This window comes from Actinomycetospora rhizophila, from assembly GCF_042657905.1.
In the GTDB taxonomy this organism is placed as follows: domain Bacteria; phylum Actinomycetota; class Actinomycetes; order Mycobacteriales; family Pseudonocardiaceae; genus Actinomycetospora; species Actinomycetospora rhizophila.
The window spans coordinates 35337-58187 of record NZ_JBHSKG010000021.1 but is presented as its reverse complement, the minus strand read 5'-3'; the positions used below and the strand labels follow the sequence as shown (position 1 = coordinate 58187).

The window sequence follows — 22851 nt, the reverse complement described above, 5'->3', positions numbered from 1 at the left end:
TCACTCACGTGCGCGGAGCGCATCCGTCGTGAAGATCAGCAGGGCGGCCCAGACGAGCGAGACGCCGACCCAGCGCGACACCGGCATGGCCTCGCCGGCCACGACCACGCCGAACAGGAACTGCAGCGTCGGGTTGATGTACTGCAGCACGCCCAGGGTGGCCAGGGTGAGCCGCTTCGCCCCGGCCGCGAAGAGCAGCAGGGGGATCGCCGTCACCGGACCCGCGGCGACGAGCAGCAGCGCGTGCCCGAGCCCGTGGCCGGTGAACGTCCCGGCGCCCGTCACCTGGATGACGACGATGTAGACGATCGCCAGCGGCCCGAGCAGGAAGCCCTCGGCGGTCAGCCCGGGGATCGGGTCGAGCGGCACCCGCTTCTTGACCAGCCCGTAGACCCCGAAGCTCACGGCCAGCGCCAGGGTGATCCACGGCAGCCGCCCGGTCCCGACGGTCAGCACGGTGACCGCGGCCGCCGCCAGCCCGATCGCCACCCACTGCGCCGGGCGCAGCCGCTCGTGCAGCACGAGCACCGCGAGCAGCACCGCGACCAGCGGGGTGCCGTAGTAGCCCAGGGCCGCGTCCACGACGTGGTCGTGGGTGGTGGCCCAGATGTAGGTGCCCCAGTTGATCCCGATGAGCACCGAGCCGGCCGTGATCAGCAGCCAGGTCCGCCACGACAGGCCGCGCAGGGCCGGCCACCGGCGCGCGACGGTGATCACGACGAGCATGCCCAGGAGCGTCCACGCGACGCGGTGGGCGACGGACTCGACGGCGTCCGCGGGCGCCAGCAGCGGCCAGAACGCCGGCGAGACGCCCCAGAGGACGTAGGCGGTGACCGCGGCCGCGTATCCCCGACCCGCACCCGACACCGTCGCCCGGGTGTCGGGCGCGGTGTCGGGCGCGGTGCTACTGCTCGTTCTCGGGCTCCGGCATGACCGCCCAGGTGTCCTTGCCGGAGAGCAGGGCCTGGAGGTTGTCGCCCCGCTGCTCGGCCTGCTCGGTGGCGGCCGCGACCTGGGCCCGGGCGCCGTCGTCGTAGGTCGGGCGGTCGACCTTGCGGAAGATCCCGGTGACGGTGTGCGTGAGGTCCTGGTCGGAGAGCCGCGAGAGCGCGAAGGACTGCGTCGGGTCCTGCTCGCCCGCGCGGTGGACGACGACGGCGTCCTCGCCGACGTCGGCGACCCGGGCGACCTCGAGCCCGCCGGACGCGGAGCGCACGACGCCCCACTCGCCCTCGTTGCCGAAGCGGATCGGCTCGCCGTCGACGAGCTTGATCAGCCGCTCGGCGACGTCGTCGCCCTTGCGCAGGACGTCGAACGACCCGTCGTTGAAGATCGGGCAGTCCTGGAAGATCTCGACCAGCGAGGCGCCGCGGTGCGCGGCGGCCTGGCGCAGCACCTCGGTGAGGCCCTTGCGGTCGGAGTCGAGCGCGCGCCCGACGAACGTCGCCTCGGCGCCCAGGGCCAGCGACACCGGGTTGAACGGGGCGTCGACCGAGCCCATCGGCGTGGACTTGGTGACCTTGCCGACCTCGGAGGTCGGCGAGTACTGGCCCTTGGTCAGCCCGTAGATCCTGTTGTTGAACAGCAGGATCGTGATGTTCATGTTGCGGCGCAGCGCGTGGATCAGGTGGTTGCCCCCGATCGACAGCGCGTCGCCGTCACCCGTGACGACCCAGACCGACAGGTCGGGGCGGGTGACCGCCAGGCCCGTCGCGATCGTCGGCGCGCGCCCGTGGATCGAGTGCATGCCGTAGGTGTCGAGGTAGTACGGGAAGCGCGACGAGCAGCCGATGCCCGAGACGAACACGATGTTCTCGCGCTTGAGCCCCAGCTCCGGCAGGAAGCCGCGGACGCTCGCGAGCACGGCGTAGTCGCCGCAGCCCGGGCACCAGCGGACCTCCTGGTCGGAGGTGTAGTCCTTGGCCTTCTGCGTCTCGTCGGTGGTCGGGACGAGGTCCAGGCCGCCGCCGAACGACGGCTGGCCGAGTTCTGTCGCGGTCATGCGGGCAGGTCCCCCTTCACGGCGTCGGTGAGGACGCCGGCGAGCTCCTCGGCCTGGAACGGCAGGCCGGCGACCTTGGTGTACGAGTGCGCGTCGACCAGGTACTTCGCGCGCAGCAGCATCGAGAGCTGCCCGAGGTTCATCTCCGGCACGACCACCCGGCGGTACGAGCGCAGCACGTCGCCCAGGTTGCGGGGCAGCGGGTTGAGGTGGCGCAGGTGGGCCTGGGCCACCGACATCCCCGCCGCGCGCACCCGGCGGCAGGCGGCGCCGATCGGGCCGTACGACGAGCCCCAGCCGATGACCAGGACCTCCGCGTCGGCGTCCGGGTCGTCGACGGTGAGGTCGGGGACCTCGATGCCCTCGATCTTGGCCTGGCGCAGCCGGACCATGCGGTCGTGGTTGTCCGGGTCGTAGGAGATCGTCCCGCGCCCGTCGGCCTTCTCCAGCCCGCCGATGCGGTGCTCGAGGCCGGCGGTGCCCGGGATCGCCCACGGGCGGGCCAGGGTGTCGGGGTCGCGCAGGTAGGGCCAGAACTCCCCGGAACCGTCGGGGGCGTTCGGCTCGGTGGCGAACGTCGTGGAGAGGTCCGGCAGGTCGGACACGTCCGGGATGGCCCACGGCTCGGAGCCGTTGGCGATCGCGCCGTCGGAGAGCAGGAACACCGGGGTGCGATAGGTCAGCGCCATGCGCACGGCGTCCAGGGCCGCGTCGAAGCAGTCGGCGGGCGACTGCGGCGCGATGATCGGCACCGGGGCCTCGCCGTTGCGCCCGTACATGGCCTGCAGCAGGTCGGCCTGCTCGGTCTTGGTGGGCAGGCCGGTCGAGGGGCCGCCGCGCTGCACGTCGAGGATCAGCAGCGGCAGCTCGAGGGCCACCGCCAGGCCGATCGTCTCCGACTTCAGCGCGACGCCGGGGCCGGACGTCGACGTGACGCCCAGCGAGCCGCCGAACGACGCGCCGAGCGCGGCGCCGATGCCGGCGATCTCGTCCTCGGCCTGGAACGTCGTGACGCCCATGCCCTTGTGCTTCGAGAGCTCGTGCAGGACGTCCGACGCCGGGGTGATCGGGTAGGTCCCGAGGAACACCGGCAGCTTGGCCTGCTGTCCCGCGGCGACGACGCCGTAGGCGAGCGCGAGGTTGCCGGTGATCTGGCGGTAGGTGCCCTCGGCGAGGCGCGCCGGGGCGACCTCGTAGGTGACCGCGAAGCTCTCGGTGGTCTCGCCGTAGTTCCAGCCGGCGCGGAACGCGAGGATGTTGGCCTCGGCCAGCTCGGGCTTCTTGGCGAACTTCTCGCGCAGGAACTGCTCGGTGCCCTCGGTGCCGCGGTGGTACATCCACGACAGCAGCCCGAGCGCGAACATGTTCTTCGCGCGCTCGGCGTCCTTCTTGCTCATGCCGGTCGGCTCGAGCGCCCCGCGCGTCAGCGTGGCCATCGCGACCTGGTGCGTGGTGTAGGGCTCCAGCGAGTCGTCCTCGAGCGGGTTGGACTCGTAGCCGACCTTCGCCAGGTTCCGCTTGGTGAACTCGTCGGTGTTGACGATGAGCATCCCGCCGTGCGGGAGGTCGGAGATGTTCGCCTTGAGCGCCGCCGGGTTCATCGCCACCAGCACGTCGGGGCGGTCGCCCGGCGTGAGGATGTCGTAGTCCGCGAAGTGGAGCTGGAAGCTCGACACCCCGGGCAGCGTCCCGGCAGGGGCGCGGATCTCGGCGGGGAAGTTCGGCAGCGTAGCCAGGTCGTTCCCGAACGCCGCGGCTTCAGAGGTGAACCGGTCGCCGGTCAGCTGCATGCCGTCCCCGGAGTCGCCCGCGAAGCGGATGACGACCCGATGGGTCTGGCGCACCTCCCGACCGGACGGCCCGACGGCGGTGTCAGTGGTCATCGCTTCCGATCGCTTCCCTTCGCAACTCGGCGAATCCCCCTGGGACGAGGCGGACTACTCAGGCTAACCTCACCGCTGCGTGACCGTCCGGCGGCTGGTCGTGGGTCACAGGCTGGACCGAAAAAGGATGTTGTGCACGCCGTCGTTCCCGGTGACGGGACTGTGGCGGTCCCGGGCTGTCACTTCTTCCCGGTGGCCGCGCGCACCCGGGCGAGGCCCTCGCGGAACCCCTCGGAGCGCAGCGACTCCAGCTGCGGGCCGACCTCGACGGCGACCGCGTCGCGGTGCCGGTCGAGCTGCGCGGTCGTGCGCAGCGTGGCCTTGGTGGCCAGCACGAGCTCGCGCGGCGCCGCCGCCGCGACCGCCGCCATGCGCAGGGCCTCGGTCACCGCCGCCGACCGGCCGTCGGTGCCCTCGCCGGTCGCGACCCGCAGCACGAGGCCCAGCTCGGCGGCGCGGGCGGCGTCGAGGCCCTCGCCGCCCAGCAGCATCGCCGTCGTCACCTGCGGGCCGACCAGGCGCTGCGCCATCCACGTCATGCCGCCGCCGGGGTGCACGCCCAGGCGCAGGAAGCCCGGCTCGAAGCGCGCGGTGTCGCCGGCGATGCGCACGTCGGCGGCGAGCGCGAGGTTGAGCCCGGCGCCGACGGCGGGACCGTCGACCGCGGCGAACGTCGGCAACGGGCACTCGGCCAGCGCGAGGAACCCGGCGTAGATGTGCTCCAGGGCGTCCGGCCCGGCCTCGCCGGCGGCCGCGAGCTCGTCGAGGTCGCCGCCGGCGCAGAACGCCGGCTTGGGGTCGTCGTCGCCGGTGACGACGACGGCGCGCACCGACTCGTCGGCCGCGATCTCGCCGAGCACGGCCACCAGGCGCTCGGAGAGCGCGCCGGTCATCGCGTTGCGCCGCCTGGGGTCGCTGACCGTGAGCAGGGCGACACCGTCGAGGCGGTCCAGGCGGACGTCCGGGGAGGTCATGGGCCCAGCATGCCGTCACCGTGACGCGGCTCGCGGCCCGGGAGTCGTTGCCATGGGTAACGTGCTGGCCGTGCCGATCTCGATCGACCCGCCGGCGGACGCCGCGGCGCCGCAGCGCAACCCCAAGGCGCCCCCGCCCGGCGAGCGCACCACCTCGCACTTCGAGGGCTGCCGCGGCTGCGGCGACGTGCCCGGCAGCCTGCGCATCCGGTCGTGGGTCGCCGACGACGGCATCTCCGTCGTCAGCCGCTTCGACGTCCTCGACGAGCACCAGGGCGCGCCGGGCCTGCTGCACGGCGGCATGCTCATGACCGCGTTCGACGACTCCCTCGGGACCGCCTACACGCAGGTCACCCGGTCCGCGGTGACCGCGCGCCTGGAGACCGACTTCCGGCGCCCGGTGCCCGTCGGCACCACGGTGTGGCTGCGCTCGCGCGTCGACGCCGTCGTGGGCCGCAAGATCTACGTCTCCGGGGACGCGCGCCTCGGCGGGCTCGACGGCGAGGTCGCCGGCACCGCGCGGGCGCTCTTCCTCAAGGTGGGCGTCGAGCACTTCCTGCGCCACGGGCGCCCCGAGGACCTCGAGGCGCTCGGGGCGAGCCGCGAGGTGATCGAGGCGGCACGCGCGGCCCGCTGACGAGCGGGAACGGGCGGAGCACCGGCCGCGTTGTCCCGGGCGAAGGGTCCGTCCGAGGGGAGGTACCGGTGCGCAACGGGCTGAAGACGGCCGCGCTGCTCGGTCTGATGAGCGCGATCGTGCTGATCATCGGCTCGCTGTTCGGCCGCACCGGGCTGCTGGTCGCGCTCGTCGTCGCGCTCGGCGTCAACGGCTACTCGTACTTCTTCTCCGACCGTCTCGCGCTGCGCGCGATGCACGCCCGCCCGGTCGGCGAGGCCGAGCAGCCGGTGATGTACCGGATCGTCCGCGAGCTCGCGACCGACGCCCACCAGCCGATGCCCCGGCTCTACGTCAGCCCCACCGACGCGCCCAACGCCTTCGCGACCGGCCGCAACCCGCGCCACGCGGCGGTCTGCGCCACCACCGGCATCCTGGCGCTGCTCGACGAGCGCGAGCTGCGCGGCGTGCTGGGCCACGAGCTCTCGCACGTCTACAACCGCGACATCCTCATCTCGTCGGTCGCCGGCGCGCTGTCGAGCGTCGTGTCCTACCTCGTGCTCGCCGCCCAGCTCTTCGGCGGCAGCCGCAACGTCCTCGCCACCCTGGCCGTCGCGATCGTCGGCCCGGTCGCGGCGGCGATCATCCAGATGTCGATCAGCCGGTCGCGGGAGTACCAGGCCGACGCCAGCGGCGCGCAGCTCACCCACGACCCGCTGGCCCTGGCCTCGGCGCTGCGCAAGCTGCAGTACGGCACGGCCGTCGCACCGCTGCCGCCGAACCCGCAGCTGGTCAGCCAGTCGCACCTGATGATCGCCAACCCGTTCCGCCCGGGCGAGGGCCTCTCGCGCATGTTCTCGACCCACCCGCCGCTGGAGGACCGCATCGCCCGGCTCGAGGCGATGGCCCGCAACGGCTCTTGACGCCCTGCGGGACCCCGCGATCAGATCCCCGCAGCGTCGCGTCCGGGCCGGTGCCAGACCGGCGGATGGAGGCGCCGGGGCCCTGGAGTGACCCACCCCATGGCCGTTCGCATCGATCACCTCTCGCTCGCCGCCCACGACCCGCGCGCGTCCGCCCAGTTCCTCGCCGACGTCCTCGGCCTGCCCGACCCCCACCCGTGGGGGCCGTTCATCGCCGTCGACGTCGACGAGACGTTCACCATCGACTACGCCACCCCACCCGGCGAGTGGCCCGGCCAGCACGTCGCGTTCCTCGTCGGCGAGGACGAGTTCGACGTCGTCCTCGCGACGCTGCAGCACCGCGCGATCACGTACTGGGCCGATCCCCGGCAGCGCTGGGTCGGGCAGTACAACACCAACGACGGCGGCCGCGGCCTGTACTTCGACGACCCCGGCGGGCACCACTTCGAGGTCATCACCCGCCGGTACGGGTCCGGTGGGTGAGGTCCGGCGGGCCGGTCCCGACGACGCCGCGACCGTCGCGACCCTGCTCGACGACTTCAACACCGAGTTCGACACCCCGACGCCGGGTGTCGCGGTGCTGACGGCTCGACTCGAGCACCGTCTGGGAACCGACGACCTCGTCGCGCTGGTCCACGGTGACCCGCCCGACGGGCTCGCCGTCGTCTCGTTCCGCCCCAACGTCTGGTTCGACGGGCCCGTCGCGCTGCTCGACGAGCTCTACGTGCGCCCGGACCGGCGGGGCCGGCGGATCGGGCACGCGCTCCTCACCGCCGTCGAGGCCCTGGCCGCCGAGCGCGGCGGGCGGATCGTCGAGGTCAACGTCGACGGCGAGGACGTCGACGCCCGCCGCTTCTACGCCGCGCACGGCTACGTGTTCATCGAGCCCGGCGCGACGGAGCCGAGCTACTACTACGCCAAGGAGTGGTGACGACCCCGGGACGGACCGGGGGCGGACCCTGAGGTGGTGGGCGTGCCGGGGCGGGACGGTCGACATGACGATCGCCGCCCTCGTCCCGCCCCGTCTCGAGCGCATCGTCGACGCGCTCGGGCAGATCGACCGCCGGCTCGTCAGCCTCGAGGGACGCGAGGCCTGAGCCCCTCGATCGCCGCGCGGGTGGCGGCGGGGTCGAGGTAGTCGTCGGTGTGCTCGAACTCGGCGAGCCGCCCGCTCGCCCCGGTCAGGAACCCCAGACGGACCGCGCTCGCGCCGTGCAGCGCGCTCAGCGTCCAGGCCGAGGCCACCCGCGCCATCGCGGCCGGCGCCCGCATCGCCCACAGGTGATAGGCCCGCGTCACCCCGGCCGCGACGGCGCCGCTCAGGTCGACCCCGAACGGCTTGGCGACGGCGTCGGTGCCGCCGAGGTCGACGACCATGCCCAGGTCCCGGTGGCGGTACTCCCGCGTCGGCGCCCCGGCGAGACCGGCGACGACGTTGTCCGCGGCCACGGGCGCCTGCCGCGAGGCGTGCTGCGCCGTCGGCGGGCACACCGCGCCGCCGCCGGTGGCGAGGTCGGGCACCGCCGCCGCGTCCCCGATCGCGAGCACCTCCGGGTGCCCGGGCACCGACAGGTCCGCGCCCACCACGAGCCGGCCGTGGTCGGTGGCCGCGTCCAGGTGGCCCATCAACGGGCTGGGGGAGACGCCCGCCGTCCAGATCAGCGTCTGCGTCGGCAGGCGGCGGCCGTCCGACAGCGTCGCCGACTCGTCGTCGACCGCGGCGAGGCTCACCCCGAGGTCGACGTGGATGCCGCGGGACTCGAGCACCCGGCGCGTGTCCTCGCCGAGCCGGTCGCCGAGGCCGGGCATGAGCCCGTCGTGGTGCTGCACCACGTGCCACTGCACCAGCCCCGGGTCGAGGCGGGGAAAGCGGCGCGCCAGCGCGGTGGTCATCAGCTGCAGGTTGGCCGCCGTCTCGACGCCCGCGTAGCCCCCGCCGACGACGACGAAGCGGCAGCGCCGGGCCCGCTCGTCGGGGTCGTCGGAGGTGTTCGCGACCTCGAGCTGGCCCAGCACGTGGTCGCGCAGGTAGGCAGCCTCGGCGAGCGTCTTGCAGCCCCGCCCGTACTCGCGCAGGCCGGGGACGTCCATGACCTTGGTGACGCTGCCGGGGGCGAGCACCAGCCGGTCGTAGCCCAGGACCTCGGGGTTGCCGGTGATGCTGCGCACGAGCACGCGGCGCGCGTCGAGGTCGATGCCCGTCGCGCGGCCCGGCACGACCACGGTGCGTCGTAACCGGCGCGACAGCGACACCACCGCGGCCGGCGCGGGCAGGACCCCGGCCGCGACCTGCGGCAGCAGCGGCAGGTAGAGCATGTAGTCGTCGGGGCAGACGAGCCGGATGTCGGCGTCCGGCGCGAGCCGTTCCAGCCGCCGCGCCACGCCCGACCCCGCGAAGCCGCCCCCGACGACGACGATCCGCTCGCTCATGCGCTCTGCCTACCCCACGCGGCGCCGGCGCGCGGCGGGTGTCAGGGGACGACGCCACGTTCGAGGTCGGGCGCGGGGGCCGGCGCGGGGGGATCGTGCGCGGGGACGACGCGGGGTTCGCCGTGCTCGCCCACGGTCCCGGTGACGAGCTCGGGGCCCGGGCTGCCCGCCGGGGGCGGTGTCCCGTGGCCCGCGCCGAACGGCAGGGTGACGAGCAGCGCGGCGTCCACGAGCCACGACCGTGCGGGAGCCATGACCCGACTCTGCTCGGCGCCGAGGCCCGCCGGCTCCGGGAAGACCCCGAGACCGCCCCCGAAGTCGGGTGCGCATCAGGACAGAGACGCCCCGGGGCCGGGCGGGGTTGCGCCGATCGTCCGTATCGACCCCGCTCGTGTGGTCCTCGCGGATCGTCCTAACGATCGCGATCGCCGCGGCGACGGTGGTGCTGAGCGCGACGTCGCGCTCCACCACACCACTCGAGGGGACCTTCCGTGCCTGCTCACCGTGCCGTCCGCCGGACCCGCCGCACCCGCGCCGCCACCCTCGGGACGCTGACGTTGCTCGGCGTGTTCGGGCCCGGAGCGGGGATGGCGCTGGCCGCCGGTGCCGGCGACAAGAACTGCGACGACTTCACGTACCAGGAGGACGCGCAGGACTTCTTCGACACCACCGCGGGGGACCCGCACGACCTCGACCGCAACGACGACGGCGTGGCGTGCGAGAGCCTGCCGAGCCGCGGCTCCGCGAGCGAGGAGCTCGGCCTCACCGACGACTCGACGTCGTCCTCGGGCTCCACGTCGTCCACCACGCACGGGACGTCGAACTCGTCGTCGACGTGGACCTGGCCGACGCAGGACCGCGACTGCGCGGACTTCTCCTCGCGGGCCGAGGCCCAGGCCGTCCTCGACGACGACCCGAGCGACCCCGAGCGCCTCGACGCCGACGACGACGGGATCGCCTGCGAGTCGTACGACTACGGCGACGACGGCAGTGACGACGACCGCGACGACAGCAGCGACGTCGACGTCCGGCCCGCCGCCGCGACCGACACCTCGGCTCCGGCCCACCGCTACCCCGTCGGCGGCGTCGAGGCCGGGGACGGCTCCGCCCCGTCCGACGGCTCCGACGCCCTCGCCTACGCCCTCATGGGTTCCGCCGCGGTCGCCGGTGCCGTCGCGGTCCGGCACGCCCGCCCCGGGCGGCACCGCCGGGCGTGAGCTACGGCTCCCGGCTCGCGTACAGGTACGCGGGGACCTGCGTGCCGCGGCCGGTGTCGTGCATCGCGGCGCCCATCCGGTGCCAGCCGAGGCGCTCGTAGATCGCGATCGCGGCGGTGTCCTTGGCCATGACGTCGCCGACGATGTCGAGGGCGTGGTGCACCGCCCAGTCGGTGAGCGTGCGGGCGAGCGTCGTGCCCAGGCGCCGGCCGCGGCCGGCGGGGGCGACGAACAGGCGCGCGCCGACGATCGTGGTGGCGATGTCCCCGCCCCGCTGCACCCACGCGTCGACGGCGGCGATCTCCGGCTGCGCCGTCATCGCCAGGGCGTGCCCGACGACGGCGTCGTCGAGGGTCGCGACCCAGGCGTGCAGGGTGCCGGGCGGGGTCAGCCAGGCGCGCGGGTCGGCGACGCCCTCGACGGGATAGCCGTCGACCAGGTGGACCTCGACCAGCGCCGCCGCGAGGGCCTCGAGGTCCGCGGGCCGGCGGTCGCGCACCGCGGCCACCGGGGGCTCAGCGGTAGTTCGTGAACTGCAGCGCGATCTCGAAGTCGCGCTCCTTGAGCAGGGAGATGACGGCCTGCAGGTCGTCCTTCTTCTTGCCGGTGACGCGGAGCTGGTCGTCCTGCATCTGGGCCTGGATGCCCTTGGGGCCCTCGTCCCGGATGACCTTGGAGATCTCCTTGCCCTTGTCCTTGCTGATGCCCTGCACCAGCGAGCCGGTGACCTTGTAGGTCTTGCCCGAGATCGCGGGCTCGCCGACGTCGAAGGCCTTCAGCGAGATGCCGCGCTTGATCAGCTTCTCCTTGAAGACGTCGATGGCCGCGGTGCAGCGCTCCTCGGTCTCGGCGCTGATGGTGATCGCCTCCTCGCCGGCCCACGACACCCCGGCCCCCGTCCCGCGGAAGTCGAACCGCTGCGAGAGCTCCTTGCTCGCCTGGTTGAGCGCGTTGTCGACCTCCTGGCGGTCGACCTTGCTCACGACGTCGAACGAGGGGTTCGCCATGATCGTCCTTCCTGACGGGTCGGGTGGCGCTCGACGGGCCCCGCCTGCACCGGCGGCGCACCCGTGTCTGTAGTCTCTACGACGTCATCCTCCGGGGTGGCACACCCTGGCGGGTTGCCCGAGCGGCCAATGGGAGCGGACTGTAAATCCGTCGCGAAAGCTTCGAAGGTTCGAATCCTTCACCCGCCACCACCAGCCCCGTTGCCTCGCTGACCAGCGACGACGGGGCTGATTCATGATCAGGGTCATGTTCGGCTCCGTCCGGCTGTGACCGGTCGTGCGCCGGTGTCCACGGACGATGCACGGACAGATCGATCATGACGGGTCCTCGCCCAGCGCCTCGGTGATCCGGCGCCGCGCCTCGTCCTCCCGGCCGACGATGCACTTGGCGTCGACGCGCAGGAGCACGTTCACGCTGTGGCCGGCCCATTCGGCGACCTGCGACAAGTCCTGTGCCTCCCCGCTTGCTTACCGAGGCCTTCACGGAGGACAGTCCTGTGCAGCTGGAACGCCGCCGCCGGTTGTAGGGACCCTCGGCTTCAGTGCAGGACCCACTCAGGGGCTTGGGCACTCCTAGGAAGCGACCAGCACACCCCGCATCCGGCTCCGCCACCACTCCTGGCGCTGAGTCATGCGCTCCATTCGCCGTCACGACGTTGCTCCTCGGCGCGTCGCGACGGCTCCCCGAGTCCGCGGCCGATACCGCGGGTCTCGGGCCGGTCGTGTCCCCACCGCCCGCGGGGGGGGGGCCGGTGGCGGGCACGACCGGGCCCCACCACAGGGAAGGCTGCAACGCCATCACTACTTCTCCCGTTCCCGAACCGACCCTCTCCGACCACGTCGACCGAGCCTGGATCGACCGACTCGTGGACCTGCAGGTCCTCGCCGCCCACGGCGACACCGCCGCGTCTTCACAGATCGATGAGTGGCTCGCGCACGATCCCGAGGCCCGCCGACTGTGGAACACCATCGTTCAGACCTGCCAGCAAGTCCGTCCCGACGGCCCCGACGCGTGGTCACCTTGAGTCGCCGAAGCGTCACGGCCGACCTTCTCGATCTCGTCGGCGAGGGAGTCGGTGCCGTGCTCATCTCCTCCGTCTCCCTGATGGACACCGCCTTCAGGCCATCGCGGACCTTCCCGCGTGCGGTCTCCTCGCTACCCGAACGCGAACCCAACGGTGACAGCCGGCCGGCTCGCCCGTGACCGTCACGCGCCCTTTCACGGGCAAGAGACAAGATTCGCTCACGGGTCCTCGCCCAGCGCCTCGGTGATCCGCCGCCGCGCCTCGTCCTCCTGGCCGACGATGCACTTGGCGTAGACGCGCAGGAGCACGTTCACGCTGTGGCCGGCCCACTCGGCGACCTGCGGTGCCGGAACGCCGGAGTTGAGCCAGGTCGACACGGCGGCGTGCCGGAGGTCGTAGGGCCGGCGCGCGAGGGGTGAGGTGACCTCGGAGGCCGTCAGGGCCTTCTCGCGGGCGTCGCGCCACACACGCTGGTAGACGCTGCCGGCCAGCGGGCCGCCGCGGGCGCCGCGGAACAGCCGGCCCTGCCGGTCGACGCCGAAGCTGTCGAGGTGGTCGCGTAGCAGCCGGACCAGCGGCGGGGGAGCGGGCACGATCCGCACGTCCTGACGCCCCCGGTGCTTGAGCCCGCGCGGCTCCCGGCGGGTAGCGAGGCCGGTCCACGCGCGCCCGGTCTCCGGGGCGGAGCCGGTGAGGTACAGCTCGCCCCACCCGTCGTCAGGCAGCGTCAGGGCGTCGCGGCGGAGCTCTACGGCCTCGGCCGGGCGGAGGGCGGCGTAGTAGATCGCGGCGAAGAATGCGACCAGGGCCGGCCCGGCCTTGCCCTGCACTCTCACCGCCTCGAGCAGCGAGCGTGCCTGCGCCGGGTTGACCACCGCCCGCGGGTTGACCGTGTCGGCCAGTTTGGGTGCGCTCCAGCGGATCGTGCGCAGCGGGTTGGACGGCAGCAGCTCCCGTTCCACCGCGTACTCGACGATGTTGAAGAACGTGGCGCGCTTGCGGGTCACGGTGCTCGCGCTGGCCGGTGCGCCGTCCAGGCGCAGCGTGAAGCGGTCCAGCACGGCACGCACGAGCACGGTATCGGCCAGCGCCGAGACCGGCACCGTGTGCTGAGCCAGCCAGCGTGCCGCCGCGGCCATGTCGTCGTCGGCGGGCGGGCCGGCAGCGCGCACCGGCGCGTTGAAGGCCCAGGCGTAGAGCGTGGCGCGGAGGACGTCGTCGTCCGGCCGGCCGCGGTCGGTGGTCAGGAGAGCTGCCGTCGTCGTGGTCAGCGACTCCGCGATGCCGCGCCGGCTCTTGCCGGCCTGCCGCGGCCACTTCATGTCGACGTAGTCGCACGCCAGCTCGAACCACGTGACCGCGGCGACCTCGGGCGCCGATGACACGGGCCGGCCGGTCGCCAGGTCGAACGGCTCCCCGCGCCGGATCGCGCTCACCAGCTCGGAGCGGAACCCGTCGGCCTGCCTGGGGTGCCGGAACGAGTCGTGCCACTCCTGACCGGCCACGATCCACCGCACCCGGTACGTCGTGCCGCGGGCACCCTCGCGCTTCTTCACGCCCCACACCCGGACGTCCAGCGTGGTCTCTCGTTTTGGTGCCATCAGGCCGGGACCTCGCAGCCGTCCAGCCAGGCGTCGAGATCGGCGCGCCGGATGCGGATCGCGCCGTTCGGGAGCCGGATGCACTTCGGCGCCTTCCCGAGCTGGCGCCACTGGTAGAAGGTCGAGCGCGCGATCTGCAGCTCGTCGCAGACCTGCTCGACGGTCAGCTTCTCCACCGGTCGGCGCGGTGCCGGGACCCGGGCGCTCACGCCGCCGCTCCGTCGGTTGCCGAACACGGCAGGTCTCCCGACGCGGCGAGCTGGGCCGCGGTGTACTCCGTGCGCCATCGCTGGCGTTCAGCGATCGCGGCCAGGAGCAGCACCGGACGCTGCGGTACGTCCGGATCGTTCGGCCGGGTCGGCTCCCAACGCACCGCCGGGTCGCCGGTGGTGGTCCGGGTCGTCGGGGTGATCCCGACGTCGGCGAGCAGTTGCCGAACGAACGCGGTCCGGTCGGCGCGGTGGTCGTCCAGCGTCTTGCCCGACCACTTCCGCGAGACCAGGACCCGACGCCCGCCGAGCCCCAGCGTCTCCGCGCGGTGCGCCTTGCCGCGACAGATGCCGGGCGTCGTGCGGAAGCCGGCGCCCCTCGGTGTCACGCCGTACAGCAGCCACACCGCGCAGCGCGGGGAGCACGGCGTCATGGACAGCTCGGCGTGCAGCCGGCGGGCGTGGGCGCGCTGACGATCACTCACCGGCCGCGCCTGCTCGTCCTGCTCCTCGCCCTTGGCGGCGGCCGAGAGCCCGGCGGCGTGGCTGACACTCTTCGTCAAGTACTTGGTCAGGTAGCCGATGTGGCGACCGGCGTCCTCGGTGCCACCCAGGATGCCCTTCACGTGCACCTGCTCCCCGAACCGCACAACGTGTGCGGGCTCGGTGACGGCGTCGCAGGCGTCGTCCCAGGAGGGCAGGGCCGTCCCCGTGTCGGGGTCGGTGAACACCCGCCGGACCGCGTCCCACTCCGGCGGGCGATCGGCGGTGTAGACCGCCTGGTCGTGCGCGGGCCACCACACCTGGTGATAGGTCGCCGCGGTGATCGCCCGCAGGTCGGCGCGGGAGATCGAGCCCCGGACAGCGGCGTGGAAGTGCGGAGCGCCCCGGCGCTGCGGCTCGACGGTGCCGAAGTACTGGACCTCCCACCCCACACAGCGTCGGGTGTTCTGCCACAGCCGGTCGAGCAGGGCCGCGAAGTGCACCGCGTCGCGGGCCGCGCGCTGGTAGTCGTAGCTCGCCGGATCGACCGGCGTCCCGTCCTCGCGGACCCGGCCGTAGCTGCCCAGCGTCCACGTGACGAACGTCGAGGGCCGGTAGCGCCCGACGCCGAAGGTCTGACCGACGGTGCGGTCCTCCACCGGCCGCCGAGGAAGGTTCGGGGCGTCCTGACGTCGCCGGGTGGACCGCTTGCGGGGTGCCCGCTCCGGCGGATCGAGGGCAGCCAGCCGGCCGCGGACGCCGAGCGCCCGCAACTGCTCGTCGAGGTCGTCGACCTGCTCGGCCAGCTCCTCGGCCGTCTCGTCGTCGCCGCGTTCCCGGGCCGCGCGGTAGGCCACCACGAGGTCGGCCCGAGCGCCGACGATCTTCTTCTCCTCGTCGGTCGGCTCGCGCGGGGACAGGTCGGGCTCCTCGTCGAGGTGCCAGCCCTCGCGGCACTGAGCCATCCGCAGGGTCCGGGCCTTCACTGCGCACGGGCCGCAGACGTCCTCCCGCGTCGACCCGCACGCCACGGGCACGACTTCGGTGCGCCCGGTCTCGATGTCGATCCGGCGCAGCGCCACCGGCCGAACGCAGACGCCGTGCTCAGCGGCCATCGCCCGGGCCACGTCGGCGGCCATCGGGAGCACCGCACGCTCCTGACGCGTCCGGCGTTCGTCCTGCTGCTCACCGACGTTTGCGCCTCCGTCGGCGACGGGCAAGCCCGTTGTCACGTCCGTTGGTTCACCCAACGTGCTCGCGGGCCAGGTCTCGCCGTTCTTGCCGTCCCGCCGGTGTGCGGCGAGGCCGCCCCTCATCTCACTCATGACGAGTCCTCCTTCGACTCGCTGGCCTCTTTCGCCGCGCCCGTTTTCGCCTTCCTCCGCGGGGTGGGCTCGTCACGTTGGACCGGGATCACCGCCCCGATGTCCTCGCGGGTCGGGCTCGGGTACGTGCGGGCGAGCCAGCGCATCTGCTCGTCGTCCACGTAGACCGACCGCACCTTGGTCAGGGTCTGGTCCTCGTCGTCGACCACGTAGCCGATGCCCGGGGTCAGCGCGCTGATCTGGTCGCAACGCGCACCGCGATCACGGGCACCGTCCCCGAGCACCATCGCGACCTCGGTCTTCTCCGTCATCCGCAGCCCGACGCGCGTGGTGAACAGCCCGCGCAGGTCGACGACCTCCTTGCGCGGGTCCTGCACGCACCCGACGACCGAGACGCCCGGGGCGCGGCCCTTGGTGAGCAGCTGCCCGAGCGCGGCCTGAGCACGGCTGCGCAGCCCGCGATCGGCGATGTAGGTGGTCAGGGAGGCCACCTCGTCGACGAGGACGACGTAGAACGGCTCGGCGGTCGTCGGCACGTGCTGCCGGGTCCGGGAGCGCAGTTCGCGAGTGCGCTGCGCAGTGAGCGCGGCCGCGGCCTCCAGACCCACGACGAGGTGTTCGTCGCTGTCGGCGGCCAGGAGGTGGAACAGCTCGGCGTACATGCCGAACTCCATGCCGCCCTTCGGGTCGATCCCGATGACGCGCACCAGGCCCTCGCGGATCGCCGGGGCGAGCGCGACCAGCAGGCCGGCGACCATCGACGACTTGCCCGAGCCGGAGGCGCCGGCCATCAGCACGTGCCGCCCGAGCAGCCGCAGCCGCCACGGCGAACCGTCCTCCCGGCGCCCGAGCGGGAGCGCTTCGAGGTCGACGGCGTGCGCCGAGCTCGGGGGCGCGGTGGGCTCCATCAGCGTGTCCGCGCAGATCACGCGCAGCCACACCCAGCCGCGTCGCCGGTGGGCAAGCACCCGGACGTCGAGGGCCCGGAATTCGGAGCGCAGCTCGTCGGTCCGCTCCTCGAGGTCCTCGCGCGTGACGCCGGGGCAGAGCTGGACGGTCAGCAGATCGGCGTGCAGGCCGAGACGGCACCACAGCAGCCGGGGCACGACGAGACGGGCTGAGGCGTCGCGTGCCTGGAGGCCGGCCGAGGCCATGAGGTCGGCGAAGCCGCTCCGGTACCGGATGCGCCGGCCGAACCGGAACACCCGCGAGGCGATCAGGCGATCGAACGACGCACCGTGCGACCACCACCACGTGACGCCGGCAGCCAGCGCCACCGCCAGGACCGCCAGGAAGCCGGCGATGCCCTGCATGGCGCCGAGGAGCACCGCCAGGGCGACGACGGCCCCGAGGATCGGTACGTAGGCCAGCAGCCAGATCGTCATCACGGCGGCCCACACCGCCAGCAGAGCCAGGCGGAACAGACCACGCCCGGCGGCGAGTCCGAAACGGCTGGAGAGGGTGTCGGGCTCCCGCACGATCGCCGTGCGCTGGACGTCGGCGCGACGTCGGATCGTCGAGCCGCGGAAGGGCTGGTGCGTGAACATCTACGGCTCCTGTGGGGACGATCGACGGGTCCGCGGGGAACGAGCGGTGCCGAGCACCGCCCGGCGGGTGGCCGCACGACGACGCAAGGGAGCGGCGTCGAACAGCGCGGTCTGGTCGAGGTGGTCAGGGCAACGGCGAGGTGCGTTGCGGCGTCGTTCGATCCGTGCCCGGCAGACCTCGCAGCGGTCGGACACGACCGGTTCCGCCTTCGGAGTGCTCATGCGACCGCACCTCCCGGGTCGGGCTCGCCGCGCTGCTCACGGGCCAGCCGGGTCCGCTCGACGGGCGTCAAGCCGGCGACGACCCCGTGACATCGCCCGGAGCGCTCCCAGCTCATGACGTCCTCCAGGCACGCCGCCTGGACAGGGCAGAACTCGCACACGGCCCGGCAGGCAGCGACCGCTTCCGGATCGGAGGGCTCGGGGAAGAACAGCTCGTCGAGGCCGGCGCAGCTGGCGTGCTGTCGCCAGGACGGCGGTCCGTCGCCGTCGAACAGGACCCGGCGCAGCACGAGTCGGACCGTCGCCGGGTTGTGGAACTCGCGACCCGGGCCGACGTCGCGTCGCAGACGGGAGAGGACCGGTTCGGGCGTGTGGACCGGTCGGCGGGTGTGGGATGGGGAACTCATCGTCGTGCCTTCCGAGGTCGGGAGGCACACGACGGACCGGGACGGCGGGACCCGCGGTCACTACCGTGGGGGCGCGCTCCAGCACCGACGTGTGCGGAGGGGCGAAGGCGCCGGAACGGGGAGAGGTTGGTCGCCAGGACCCGCCCCGGCGCCGAGTCAGACGGAGCCGCAGGCTCCGCGGACGGCGTGCTGAGCCGCGAGCAGTTCCGCGACGGCGGCGGCGAAGCACTCGGACAGGCGGACCAGCTCGCCGGAGTGCAGGAACAGCGTCAGCCGGCTCCCGGTGCGTTCCTCGACGTCGAGCGTGACGCGGTCCTCGCCGGCGTGAACGGTGAACCCCATCCGCGCGTCGGGCCGGACATGCACGCCGACCGTCATCGTGATCCCGGGCTCGGACGACTCGACGCCGGCCATCACGCGGCCTTCCCGTCGGTCGGGTCCTGGCCGCTGGAGGGCGTCGCGCTCGCGCCCGACCCTCCGGAACCGCGGGACGACGAGCGGGGAGCCGGCGCACCCTGGCCCGCCGGGGTCCGCATGCCGGTCGCGCGCAACGTGTAGCCGAGGCGCTTGTACTCGCCCTGGCCTTCCAACTTCGGGGCAGCGGTCATGCCCTCGAACTCGATCGGCCGGACGACGATGCCCGGCGCGACCTCGATGCCGTCCGGAGGCACCGGCTGGTGCTCGGCCAGCACCGTCACCGAGACCGACTTGTCGGCCTCGCGCGTCGCCGACGGGTCCGAGACCGTCACGCGCCACATCCGCTTGCCGGTCTCCTCGTCGACCTGCTGACGCACGGGCCGGCCCTTCGCCCGGTCCTCGCGCGACTGGTACTCGGTCACCGCCGAGACCTCGCCCATCATCAACCCGCCCTGCGGGAACACCGTCTCGAACTCGACCGGGAACCTCTGCCCGTAAGGGACTGCCATCACCATCTCCTCGTCAAAGGGGCACGCGTGCCCAGGTACCGAGGAGCGTACGCACTTAAAGTGCGGGTGCCGCACTAATTGTGCGGGTCTATTCGGGTGGTCTTGTCATGTCACTCGCTGTGCCAGATCGCGAAGCTCCTGCGAGCCCGTGCGGTCGCTCTGGACGAGGTCGGCGACCAGCTCGCGGACACGGGCATGGCTCTCGAACTGCTGCGGAGCGAGGTCGAGGCCCTGGCGCAAGGTCGCCACGACGGCGTCGGTCTGGCGGAGCTGGGCCTGCGCACGGGCGACGTCGATGAGGAGCCGGCCTTGCCTCTCCGGGGAGAGTCCGGAGGCGTCGACGGTCTCGGCGACCCGGAGCGCGCGACCGGCGTCGCCCAGCTCGACCGCCACCGCCACGTCGTGGAGAAGCACATTCGTCGGCCCGAACTCGGTCTCGTAGTCGTTCCGGTCCTCGCCCAGCTCGTCGGCCGCCGCCCGGGCCTCGTCGAGGTAGAGGTACGCCATGCGCGCATCGTTAAGCCGAGCCGAGGCCACCGCGAGCTGGAGTTTCAGGGCACCGCGCACAGCGATGGCGGGGGAGTCGCCGTCGGCGGCCCGCTCGTCGAGCGCGTGTGCTGCCGACTCCGCGGCGCGGATCGCCAGATCGAAGCGTCGCGCGACCTGGAAGACGATCGCGAGACGGAACGCGCCCTCGGCCATCAACAGCGGGTCGCCGGCCTTCTCCGCCGCGGTGATCGCGCGGTCGACGGCGACCCAGGCCGCGCCGGTCTCGCCGAGCTTGGAGAGCACGCCGGCCACCGCGAGGTACGACCGCGCCTTCGCGACGTTGACGACGATCTCGTCGTCGCCGGTGGCGTTCCGCGCGGAGCGCTCCAGCTCGGGGAGCAGGTCCGTCAGGAGCGTCGCCAGCTCGTCGTACTGCGAGCCGTGGGCGTACTCCCACGCCTTCACCGCTTGCCGGTCGAGGTCTCGGACGTCGAACGGCCGGGTCCCGGCGAGCACCGCATGGAGCGCGTCACTGGAGGAGAGCGCGAGGCTCAGGGCGCTCGCTGCGGGCTCGACGTCGGCCTGGACGACCTTCTGCTCCGGCGCCAGCTCCGCGACGGGTACGCCGAGCGCGTCCGCTAGTCGTTCGAGCACGCTCATGCGGTCAATCCGCCGAGCGCCACGCTCAACCTGGCTGAGCCACGTCTCGGATCGGTCAAGCCGGCTGGCGAACTCTGCCTGCGAGAGGCCGAGCTTCTTCCGCAGGAACGCGACCCGCTGGCCGAAGGCGCGCTGCTCGCCGGGGGCGCTCACTGCGGCAGGTTCTTGCCGCCCGTGGGCGTCAGGAACTCCACCCGGGTGTCGGCGATGTACTGGTCACGCTCGCTGAGGAAGCGCTTCGTGTGCGGCTGGCTCTCATGCGCCTCGAACGCTTCACGATCCGCATACATCTCGTAGAAGACCCGGGCCAGTGGGGCGTCCTCGACGGTGTGCACCGCATAGAGGAGCGTGCCGGGCTCTCGCTCCCGGATACCGGGAGCGGTCTCCTCCACGAGCTGGTCGAACCCTTGAGCCGCGCCCTCGTCAGTGAGGTCGAAGCGGACGACTAACCCAAACATGCGTACGTACCTCCAGTGTGGTGCCACACCAAAGGTACTGGTTCCCCTGGTTCGTGCCTATCGCCAGCCGCCACGTCCCACAGTGCTCGGAGCACGATTACGCCCGAGCAGCAGCTACCACTATCGCGGGACCGCGGGCGGCGTCGGTGGTGGCGGACCAGCAGGGACAGGCTGAAGCGGAGGCTGGACCCCCGTCGGGTCGCGCGCAGGTCCAAGCAAGGTCGCTCCACCAATAGCTGCCGATATCAGCAACATCAGAACCGCCCTAGTCAGCCATGCGCGGGCTGACATTAAGCCGGTGGCCTTGTGCTGCTGGCTCCAGTTGATAAGTTTCTCGGATCTCACAAATGAATCTACTGCTGCGCGTTTCAACGAGACTGAGTCAACTTCGTTGGCTTTAACCTGCGCTGTGTTCATGGCGGTACGGAGGTCAGTCCGACCGTAGATTCCGATGCGCAGGTCCGCATCGGCGGCTTTCAATGCGGCAACCACGAAAGCGATTGTCGCGAAGATCGGCGGAACGGCGAGAAATAGGCTCGCGGCGTTCTCGGCTGTAGTGCTTGACCACCGAATAATGAGTCCAGTCAGAGTTGCACTGGCAACGGCTAGAGTGACGGCGGGGGTGAGCAGTCTTGACGCCTTTGACTCTGAGGTGTTTACGGCTGCCATCGCCCTTTCGTGAGAAGTCCGTGCTATCTCGAGCGCATCATCCAGCGCGCCATCTTCGACTTTCTTCGACCCTTCTTCGTTCGGGGAGCTGTTTGGCGGAATTACTCCGTCGTTCTCTGGCGCCGCTGCCTCGGGACCCAGGTCCCAAACAAATGATTGCCATGTGGTCGGCCAGCGCGGCGAGGTTGAGTTGTGTTCCGCGGAGGCGCCGATATTCGAGTATAATTGCTGCCACTCCCGCCCAGACGAGCCTTCAGTCATCTTTTCGACCCTGGTCCGGAGTCCTATGCGCGGTGAGACGTTTCGCAAACTCGGGAGCTACGACCTCTTTGGCCCCCGGTAGGAACAGCCACTGTCCCTGCGGATTGATTTCCAGGAAGACCAATTCGCCCTCGCTGCGCTTGAGCCAATCCTGAACACTTACAGTTAGGCCGAACGCTCGGCAGAGGCGGACCGCATTCGCGCATGCCTCACGACTGGCCTCGCCTTCCCATCGAACGAATTCTTCGCCCGCCGGGTCCGTCGCGCGCCAATCAACAACGTCAGCACCTCGTGCCCGCTTCCAGGCCGTCCCGTACTCACCAACGGTAACAATTCGTATGTCGGAATCTGCCTCCACTAGGTGTTGCAGGAGGACCGGAGCTGCAGGAACAAGAGATAGTAGATCGTCGTCAATTAGGTCAACGTATGGCGCAAGACCAACACCAGAGCTTAGGGGTTTGGCGATAGTTCTGCCTGCGCGAAGAAATTCACGAGCCCTATCCTCGTTGTTTGTGACGAGCGATTGTGGTGTCTGGAAGCCGAGCTTACGGGCGAGGTGGAGTCCATACGGCTTCTCTTCGGCGCGGGCAACGATATTCGGCGTGTCTACACAGCAGTCGATGACGCTGGAAACTCCGCGGATCAGGGAAGCGGTCTCATCGGCCGCAAGATCTCGCTCCGGCGAATTTCTGATATCCGATGGTGCCGCCCTGCGAAGTCGGCGCCACCACACGCACGGCAGCAAGTCCTTCTCCGGGTTCCAGCACTCGACCTCATCAATAACTAGCGAGCCAGTAGAGAACTCAACACGCGGGAAAGCTGAGGGCGATAGGTACGTGCTTGCTGTTCCTATTGCGTCCAGTGAGTCGCGCACAGCTAACGCGTGAGCGTCGTCCGTGGGAGCGACCAGAAGCACGCGTCGCGCCGTCACGACTTCTCGCGACGAACAGCCGTTCTCGGTCCGGAGCCACTACCGGAGCCACCACCGGAGCCACTACCGGAGCCACCACCGGAGCCCTGCTGCCTGGCTGCCAGCGCGCCCAAGACCGTCTCTGTCCGCGCGAGCGATACTACGTGACCCGCATATAGGGTATCCGTGCGCTCGCCACGTACTTTCGTTTCATACTCACGGTCCCCTTGGTCTTCATCGCTCTCGGGGTCCGACTGATCGTAGTTACGTCCGATGCTGTCAGCCATCGACGACTTCTCCTCGCGACGCAGTGATTGCCCTGGGCGAATCAGATGACTGGTCCCCGCGTGCTCGAGACGTGTCAGCCGTCTCGCCGCGTGCCTCACTCGCTACCGGGTTGGGGCGCTCTACGCCGCGGTCCGATGACGAACGGCTGTCCGCCTCCTGTCGTGCCATGGAGCTGGCTCCCTCGCGTCGCCCATCAGTCCGGTAGTTACCGAGCATCTCACGGTGGACCGACATCCCGGGCCTAGGGCGACGGGTAGACCAGGTTCCAGAACCTCGGTTGCACTCAACCTCAGAACCTGCCGAATTCGGCTCTAGGGGA

At 71.6% G+C, this 22851-nt stretch carries 25 protein-coding genes and 1 tRNA gene; 7 read left to right on the top strand and 19 right to left on the bottom strand.

What is annotated here, in order from left to right:
• The 4 genes from rarD to ACFPK1_RS28310 all read right to left on the bottom strand — a co-directional run bounded on the left by rarD (position 1) and on the right by ACFPK1_RS28310 (position 4859).
• Entirely contained in the window at positions 1 to 867 is an 867-nt protein-coding gene (gene rarD, locus ACFPK1_RS28325) for an EamA family transporter RarD (protein ID WP_378024296.1), read from the bottom strand.
• Between the two features lie 37 nt (positions 868 to 904).
• On the bottom strand, positions 905 to 2002 hold the full coding sequence (locus ACFPK1_RS28320; RefSeq protein ID WP_378024295.1) for a 2-oxoacid:ferredoxin oxidoreductase subunit beta: 1098 nt from the start codon (positions 2000 to 2002) through the stop codon (positions 905 to 907).
• The gene (locus ACFPK1_RS28315) at positions 1999 to 3885 is read right to left on the bottom strand and encodes a 2-oxoacid:acceptor oxidoreductase subunit alpha (RefSeq protein WP_378024294.1); all 1887 of its coding nucleotides are present in this window, start codon (positions 3883 to 3885) and stop codon (positions 1999 to 2001) included. The genes ACFPK1_RS28320 and ACFPK1_RS28315 overlap by 4 nt, the downstream gene beginning before the upstream one ends.
• 179 nt (positions 3886 to 4064) lie before the next feature.
• Complete coding sequence (locus tag ACFPK1_RS28310) at positions 4065 to 4859, bottom strand: enoyl-CoA hydratase-related protein (RefSeq protein ID WP_378024293.1); 795 nt, start codon at positions 4857 to 4859, stop codon at positions 4065 to 4067.
• A 52-nt stretch (positions 4860 to 4911) separates the two neighbouring features.
• Between ACFPK1_RS28310 and ACFPK1_RS28305 the strand changes: the two genes are divergently transcribed.
• The 4 genes from ACFPK1_RS28305 to ACFPK1_RS28290 all read left to right on the top strand — a co-directional run bounded on the left by ACFPK1_RS28305 (position 4912) and on the right by ACFPK1_RS28290 (position 7329).
• Positions 4912 to 5496 carry a PaaI family thioesterase gene (locus ACFPK1_RS28305; protein WP_378024292.1) on the top strand — a complete coding sequence of 195 codons (585 nt, stop codon included), beginning with the start codon at positions 4912 to 4914 and terminating at the stop codon, positions 5494 to 5496.
• A gap of 68 nt (positions 5497 to 5564) precedes the next feature.
• Positions 5565 to 6398: a zinc metalloprotease HtpX gene (gene htpX, locus ACFPK1_RS28300; protein ID WP_378024291.1), complete on the top strand. Its 834-nt coding sequence runs from the start codon at positions 5565 to 5567 to the stop codon at positions 6396 to 6398.
• Between the two features lie 99 nt (positions 6399 to 6497).
• Positions 6498 to 6881, top strand: a complete 384-nt coding sequence (locus tag ACFPK1_RS28295) for a VOC family protein (RefSeq protein WP_378024290.1) — start codon at positions 6498 to 6500, stop codon at positions 6879 to 6881.
• Positions 6874 to 7329 carry a GNAT family N-acetyltransferase gene (locus ACFPK1_RS28290; protein ID WP_378024289.1) on the top strand — a complete coding sequence of 152 codons (456 nt, stop codon included), beginning with the start codon at positions 6874 to 6876 and terminating at the stop codon, positions 7327 to 7329. The genes ACFPK1_RS28295 and ACFPK1_RS28290 overlap by 8 nt, the downstream gene beginning before the upstream one ends.
• A 140-nt stretch (positions 7330 to 7469) precedes the next feature.
• Here the strand turns inward: ACFPK1_RS28290 and ACFPK1_RS28285 are convergent, their stop codons facing one another.
• Both ACFPK1_RS28285 and ACFPK1_RS28280 read right to left on the bottom strand, forming a co-directional pair.
• Positions 7470 to 8828, bottom strand: coding sequence for an NAD(P)/FAD-dependent oxidoreductase (locus ACFPK1_RS28285; protein ID WP_378024288.1), 1359 nt, complete (start codon positions 8826 to 8828; stop codon positions 7470 to 7472).
• Positions 8829 to 8869: 41 nt separating this feature from the next.
• Positions 8870 to 9082 carry a hypothetical protein gene (locus ACFPK1_RS28280; protein ID WP_378024287.1) on the bottom strand — a complete coding sequence of 71 codons (213 nt, stop codon included), beginning with the start codon at positions 9080 to 9082 and terminating at the stop codon, positions 8870 to 8872.
• Positions 9083 to 9319: 237 nt separating this feature from the next.
• On the opposite strand from ACFPK1_RS28280, the gene ACFPK1_RS28275 reads away from it, so the two are divergent.
• Complete coding sequence (locus tag ACFPK1_RS28275) at positions 9320 to 10045, top strand: excalibur calcium-binding domain-containing protein (protein ID WP_378024286.1); 726 nt, start codon at positions 9320 to 9322, stop codon at positions 10043 to 10045.
• Position 10046: 1 nt separating this feature from the next.
• On the opposite strand, the gene ACFPK1_RS28270 is transcribed toward ACFPK1_RS28275, so the two are convergent.
• Together ACFPK1_RS28270 and ACFPK1_RS28265 are read right to left on the bottom strand one after the other, a co-directional pair.
• On the bottom strand, positions 10047 to 10553 hold the full coding sequence (locus ACFPK1_RS28270; RefSeq protein ID WP_378024285.1) for a GNAT family N-acetyltransferase: 507 nt from the start codon (positions 10551 to 10553) through the stop codon (positions 10047 to 10049).
• A gap of 7 nt (positions 10554 to 10560) precedes the next feature.
• Positions 10561 to 11052 carry a YajQ family cyclic di-GMP-binding protein gene (locus tag ACFPK1_RS28265; protein ID WP_378024284.1) on the bottom strand — a complete coding sequence of 164 codons (492 nt, stop codon included), beginning with the start codon at positions 11050 to 11052 and terminating at the stop codon, positions 10561 to 10563.
• Positions 11053 to 11160: 108 nt separating this feature from the next.
• Here ACFPK1_RS28265 and ACFPK1_RS28260 point away from each other — a divergent pair.
• Positions 11161 to 11244, top strand: a tRNA-Tyr gene (locus tag ACFPK1_RS28260).
• A gap of 123 nt (positions 11245 to 11367) precedes the next feature.
• Here ACFPK1_RS28260 and ACFPK1_RS28255 read toward each other — a convergent pair.
• On the bottom strand, positions 11368 to 11499 hold the full coding sequence (locus ACFPK1_RS28255; protein WP_378024283.1) for a hypothetical protein: 132 nt from the start codon (positions 11497 to 11499) through the stop codon (positions 11368 to 11370).
• A gap of 419 nt (positions 11500 to 11918) precedes the next feature.
• Here ACFPK1_RS28255 and ACFPK1_RS28250 point away from each other — a divergent pair, with 419 nt between their 5' ends.
• The gene (locus tag ACFPK1_RS28250; RefSeq protein ID WP_378024282.1) at positions 11919 to 12077 is read left to right on the top strand and encodes a hypothetical protein; all 159 of its coding nucleotides are present in this window, start codon (positions 11919 to 11921) and stop codon (positions 12075 to 12077) included.
• Between the two features lie 218 nt (positions 12078 to 12295).
• Here ACFPK1_RS28250 and ACFPK1_RS28245 read toward each other — a convergent pair whose 3' ends face one another.
• The 10 genes from ACFPK1_RS28245 to ACFPK1_RS28200 all read right to left on the bottom strand — a co-directional run bounded on the left by ACFPK1_RS28245 (position 12296) and on the right by ACFPK1_RS28200 (position 22265).
• Positions 12296 to 13678 (bottom strand): tyrosine-type recombinase/integrase, encoded by a 1383-nt coding sequence (locus ACFPK1_RS28245; protein ID WP_378024281.1) that lies wholly within the window; start codon positions 13676 to 13678, stop codon positions 12296 to 12298.
• A complete protein-coding gene (locus tag ACFPK1_RS28240; protein WP_378024280.1) occupies positions 13678 to 13887 on the bottom strand; it encodes a helix-turn-helix transcriptional regulator in 210 nt (69 codons plus the stop codon). Before ACFPK1_RS28240 ends, ACFPK1_RS28245 begins: the two co-directional genes overlap by 1 nt.
• Positions 13884 to 15509: a replication initiator gene (locus ACFPK1_RS28235; protein WP_378024279.1), complete on the bottom strand. Its 1626-nt coding sequence runs from the start codon at positions 15507 to 15509 to the stop codon at positions 13884 to 13886. The genes ACFPK1_RS28240 and ACFPK1_RS28235 overlap by 4 nt, the downstream gene beginning before the upstream one ends.
• Before the next feature lie 182 nt (positions 15510 to 15691).
• A complete protein-coding gene (locus tag ACFPK1_RS28230; RefSeq protein WP_378024278.1) occupies positions 15692 to 17242 on the bottom strand; it encodes an FtsK/SpoIIIE domain-containing protein in 1551 nt (516 codons plus the stop codon).
• Between the two features lie 218 nt (positions 17243 to 17460).
• The gene (locus ACFPK1_RS28225; RefSeq protein WP_378024277.1) at positions 17461 to 17754 is read right to left on the bottom strand and encodes a WhiB family transcriptional regulator; all 294 of its coding nucleotides are present in this window, start codon (positions 17752 to 17754) and stop codon (positions 17461 to 17463) included.
• A gap of 273 nt (positions 17755 to 18027) precedes the next feature.
• Positions 18028 to 18285: a hypothetical protein gene (locus ACFPK1_RS28220; RefSeq protein ID WP_378024276.1), complete on the bottom strand. Its 258-nt coding sequence runs from the start codon at positions 18283 to 18285 to the stop codon at positions 18028 to 18030.
• Positions 18285 to 18797: a hypothetical protein gene (locus ACFPK1_RS28215; RefSeq protein ID WP_274229968.1), complete on the bottom strand. Its 513-nt coding sequence runs from the start codon at positions 18795 to 18797 to the stop codon at positions 18285 to 18287. Before ACFPK1_RS28215 ends, ACFPK1_RS28220 begins: the two co-directional genes overlap by 1 nt.
• A gap of 105 nt (positions 18798 to 18902) precedes the next feature.
• A complete protein-coding gene (locus tag ACFPK1_RS28210; protein WP_378024275.1) occupies positions 18903 to 20099 on the bottom strand; it encodes a helix-turn-helix domain-containing protein in 1197 nt (398 codons plus the stop codon).
• Entirely contained in the window at positions 20096 to 20404 is a 309-nt protein-coding gene (locus tag ACFPK1_RS28205) for a putative quinol monooxygenase (protein WP_378024274.1), read from the bottom strand. The genes ACFPK1_RS28210 and ACFPK1_RS28205 overlap by 4 nt, the downstream gene beginning before the upstream one ends.
• A 922-nt stretch (positions 20405 to 21326) precedes the next feature.
• The gene (locus tag ACFPK1_RS28200) at positions 21327 to 22265 is read right to left on the bottom strand and encodes an MvdC/MvdD family ATP grasp protein (RefSeq protein ID WP_378024273.1); all 939 of its coding nucleotides are present in this window, start codon (positions 22263 to 22265) and stop codon (positions 21327 to 21329) included.
• Positions 22266 to 22851 lie beyond the last annotated feature (586 nt).

Excerpts from the sequence above, each read along its gene's own strand:
- ACFPK1_RS28315 (WP_378024294.1), bottom strand. The coding sequence starts at position 3,885 with ATGACCACTGACACCGCCGTCGGGCCGTCCGGTCGGGAGGTGCGCCAG.
- ACFPK1_RS28205 (WP_378024274.1), bottom strand. The coding sequence starts at position 20,404 with ATGTTTGGGTTAGTCGTCCGCTTCGACCTCACTGACGAGGGCGCGGCT.
- ACFPK1_RS28285 (WP_378024288.1), bottom strand. The coding sequence starts at position 8,828 with ATGAGCGAGCGGATCGTCGTCGTCGGGGGCGGCTTCGCGGGGTCGGGC.
- ACFPK1_RS28235 (WP_378024279.1), bottom strand. The coding sequence starts at position 15,509 with ATGGCCGCCGACGTGGCCCGGGCGATGGCCGCTGAGCACGGCGTCTGC.
- ACFPK1_RS28295 (WP_378024290.1), top strand. The coding sequence starts at position 6,498 with ATGGCCGTTCGCATCGATCACCTCTCGCTCGCCGCCCACGACCCGCGC.
- ACFPK1_RS28220 (WP_378024276.1), bottom strand. The coding sequence starts at position 18,285 with ATGGCCGGCGTCGAGTCGTCCGAGCCCGGGATCACGATGACGGTCGGC.
- ACFPK1_RS28265 (WP_378024284.1), bottom strand. The coding sequence starts at position 11,052 with ATGGCGAACCCCTCGTTCGACGTCGTGAGCAAGGTCGACCGCCAGGAG.
- ACFPK1_RS28245 (WP_378024281.1), bottom strand. The coding sequence starts at position 13,678 with ATGGCACCAAAACGAGAGACCACGCTGGACGTCCGGGTGTGGGGCGTG.
- ACFPK1_RS28230 (WP_378024278.1), bottom strand. The coding sequence starts at position 17,242 with ATGTTCACGCACCAGCCCTTCCGCGGCTCGACGATCCGACGTCGCGCC.
- ACFPK1_RS28305 (WP_378024292.1), top strand. The coding sequence starts at position 4,912 with ATGGGTAACGTGCTGGCCGTGCCGATCTCGATCGACCCGCCGGCGGAC.
- ACFPK1_RS28310 (WP_378024293.1), bottom strand. The coding sequence starts at position 4,859 with ATGACCTCCCCGGACGTCCGCCTGGACCGCCTCGACGGTGTCGCCCTG.
- ACFPK1_RS28320 (WP_378024295.1), bottom strand. The coding sequence starts at position 2,002 with ATGACCGCGACAGAACTCGGCCAGCCGTCGTTCGGCGGCGGCCTGGAC.
- ACFPK1_RS28215 (WP_274229968.1), bottom strand. The coding sequence starts at position 18,797 with ATGGCAGTCCCTTACGGGCAGAGGTTCCCGGTCGAGTTCGAGACGGTG.
- ACFPK1_RS28280 (WP_378024287.1), bottom strand. The coding sequence starts at position 9,082 with ATGGCTCCCGCACGGTCGTGGCTCGTGGACGCCGCGCTGCTCGTCACC.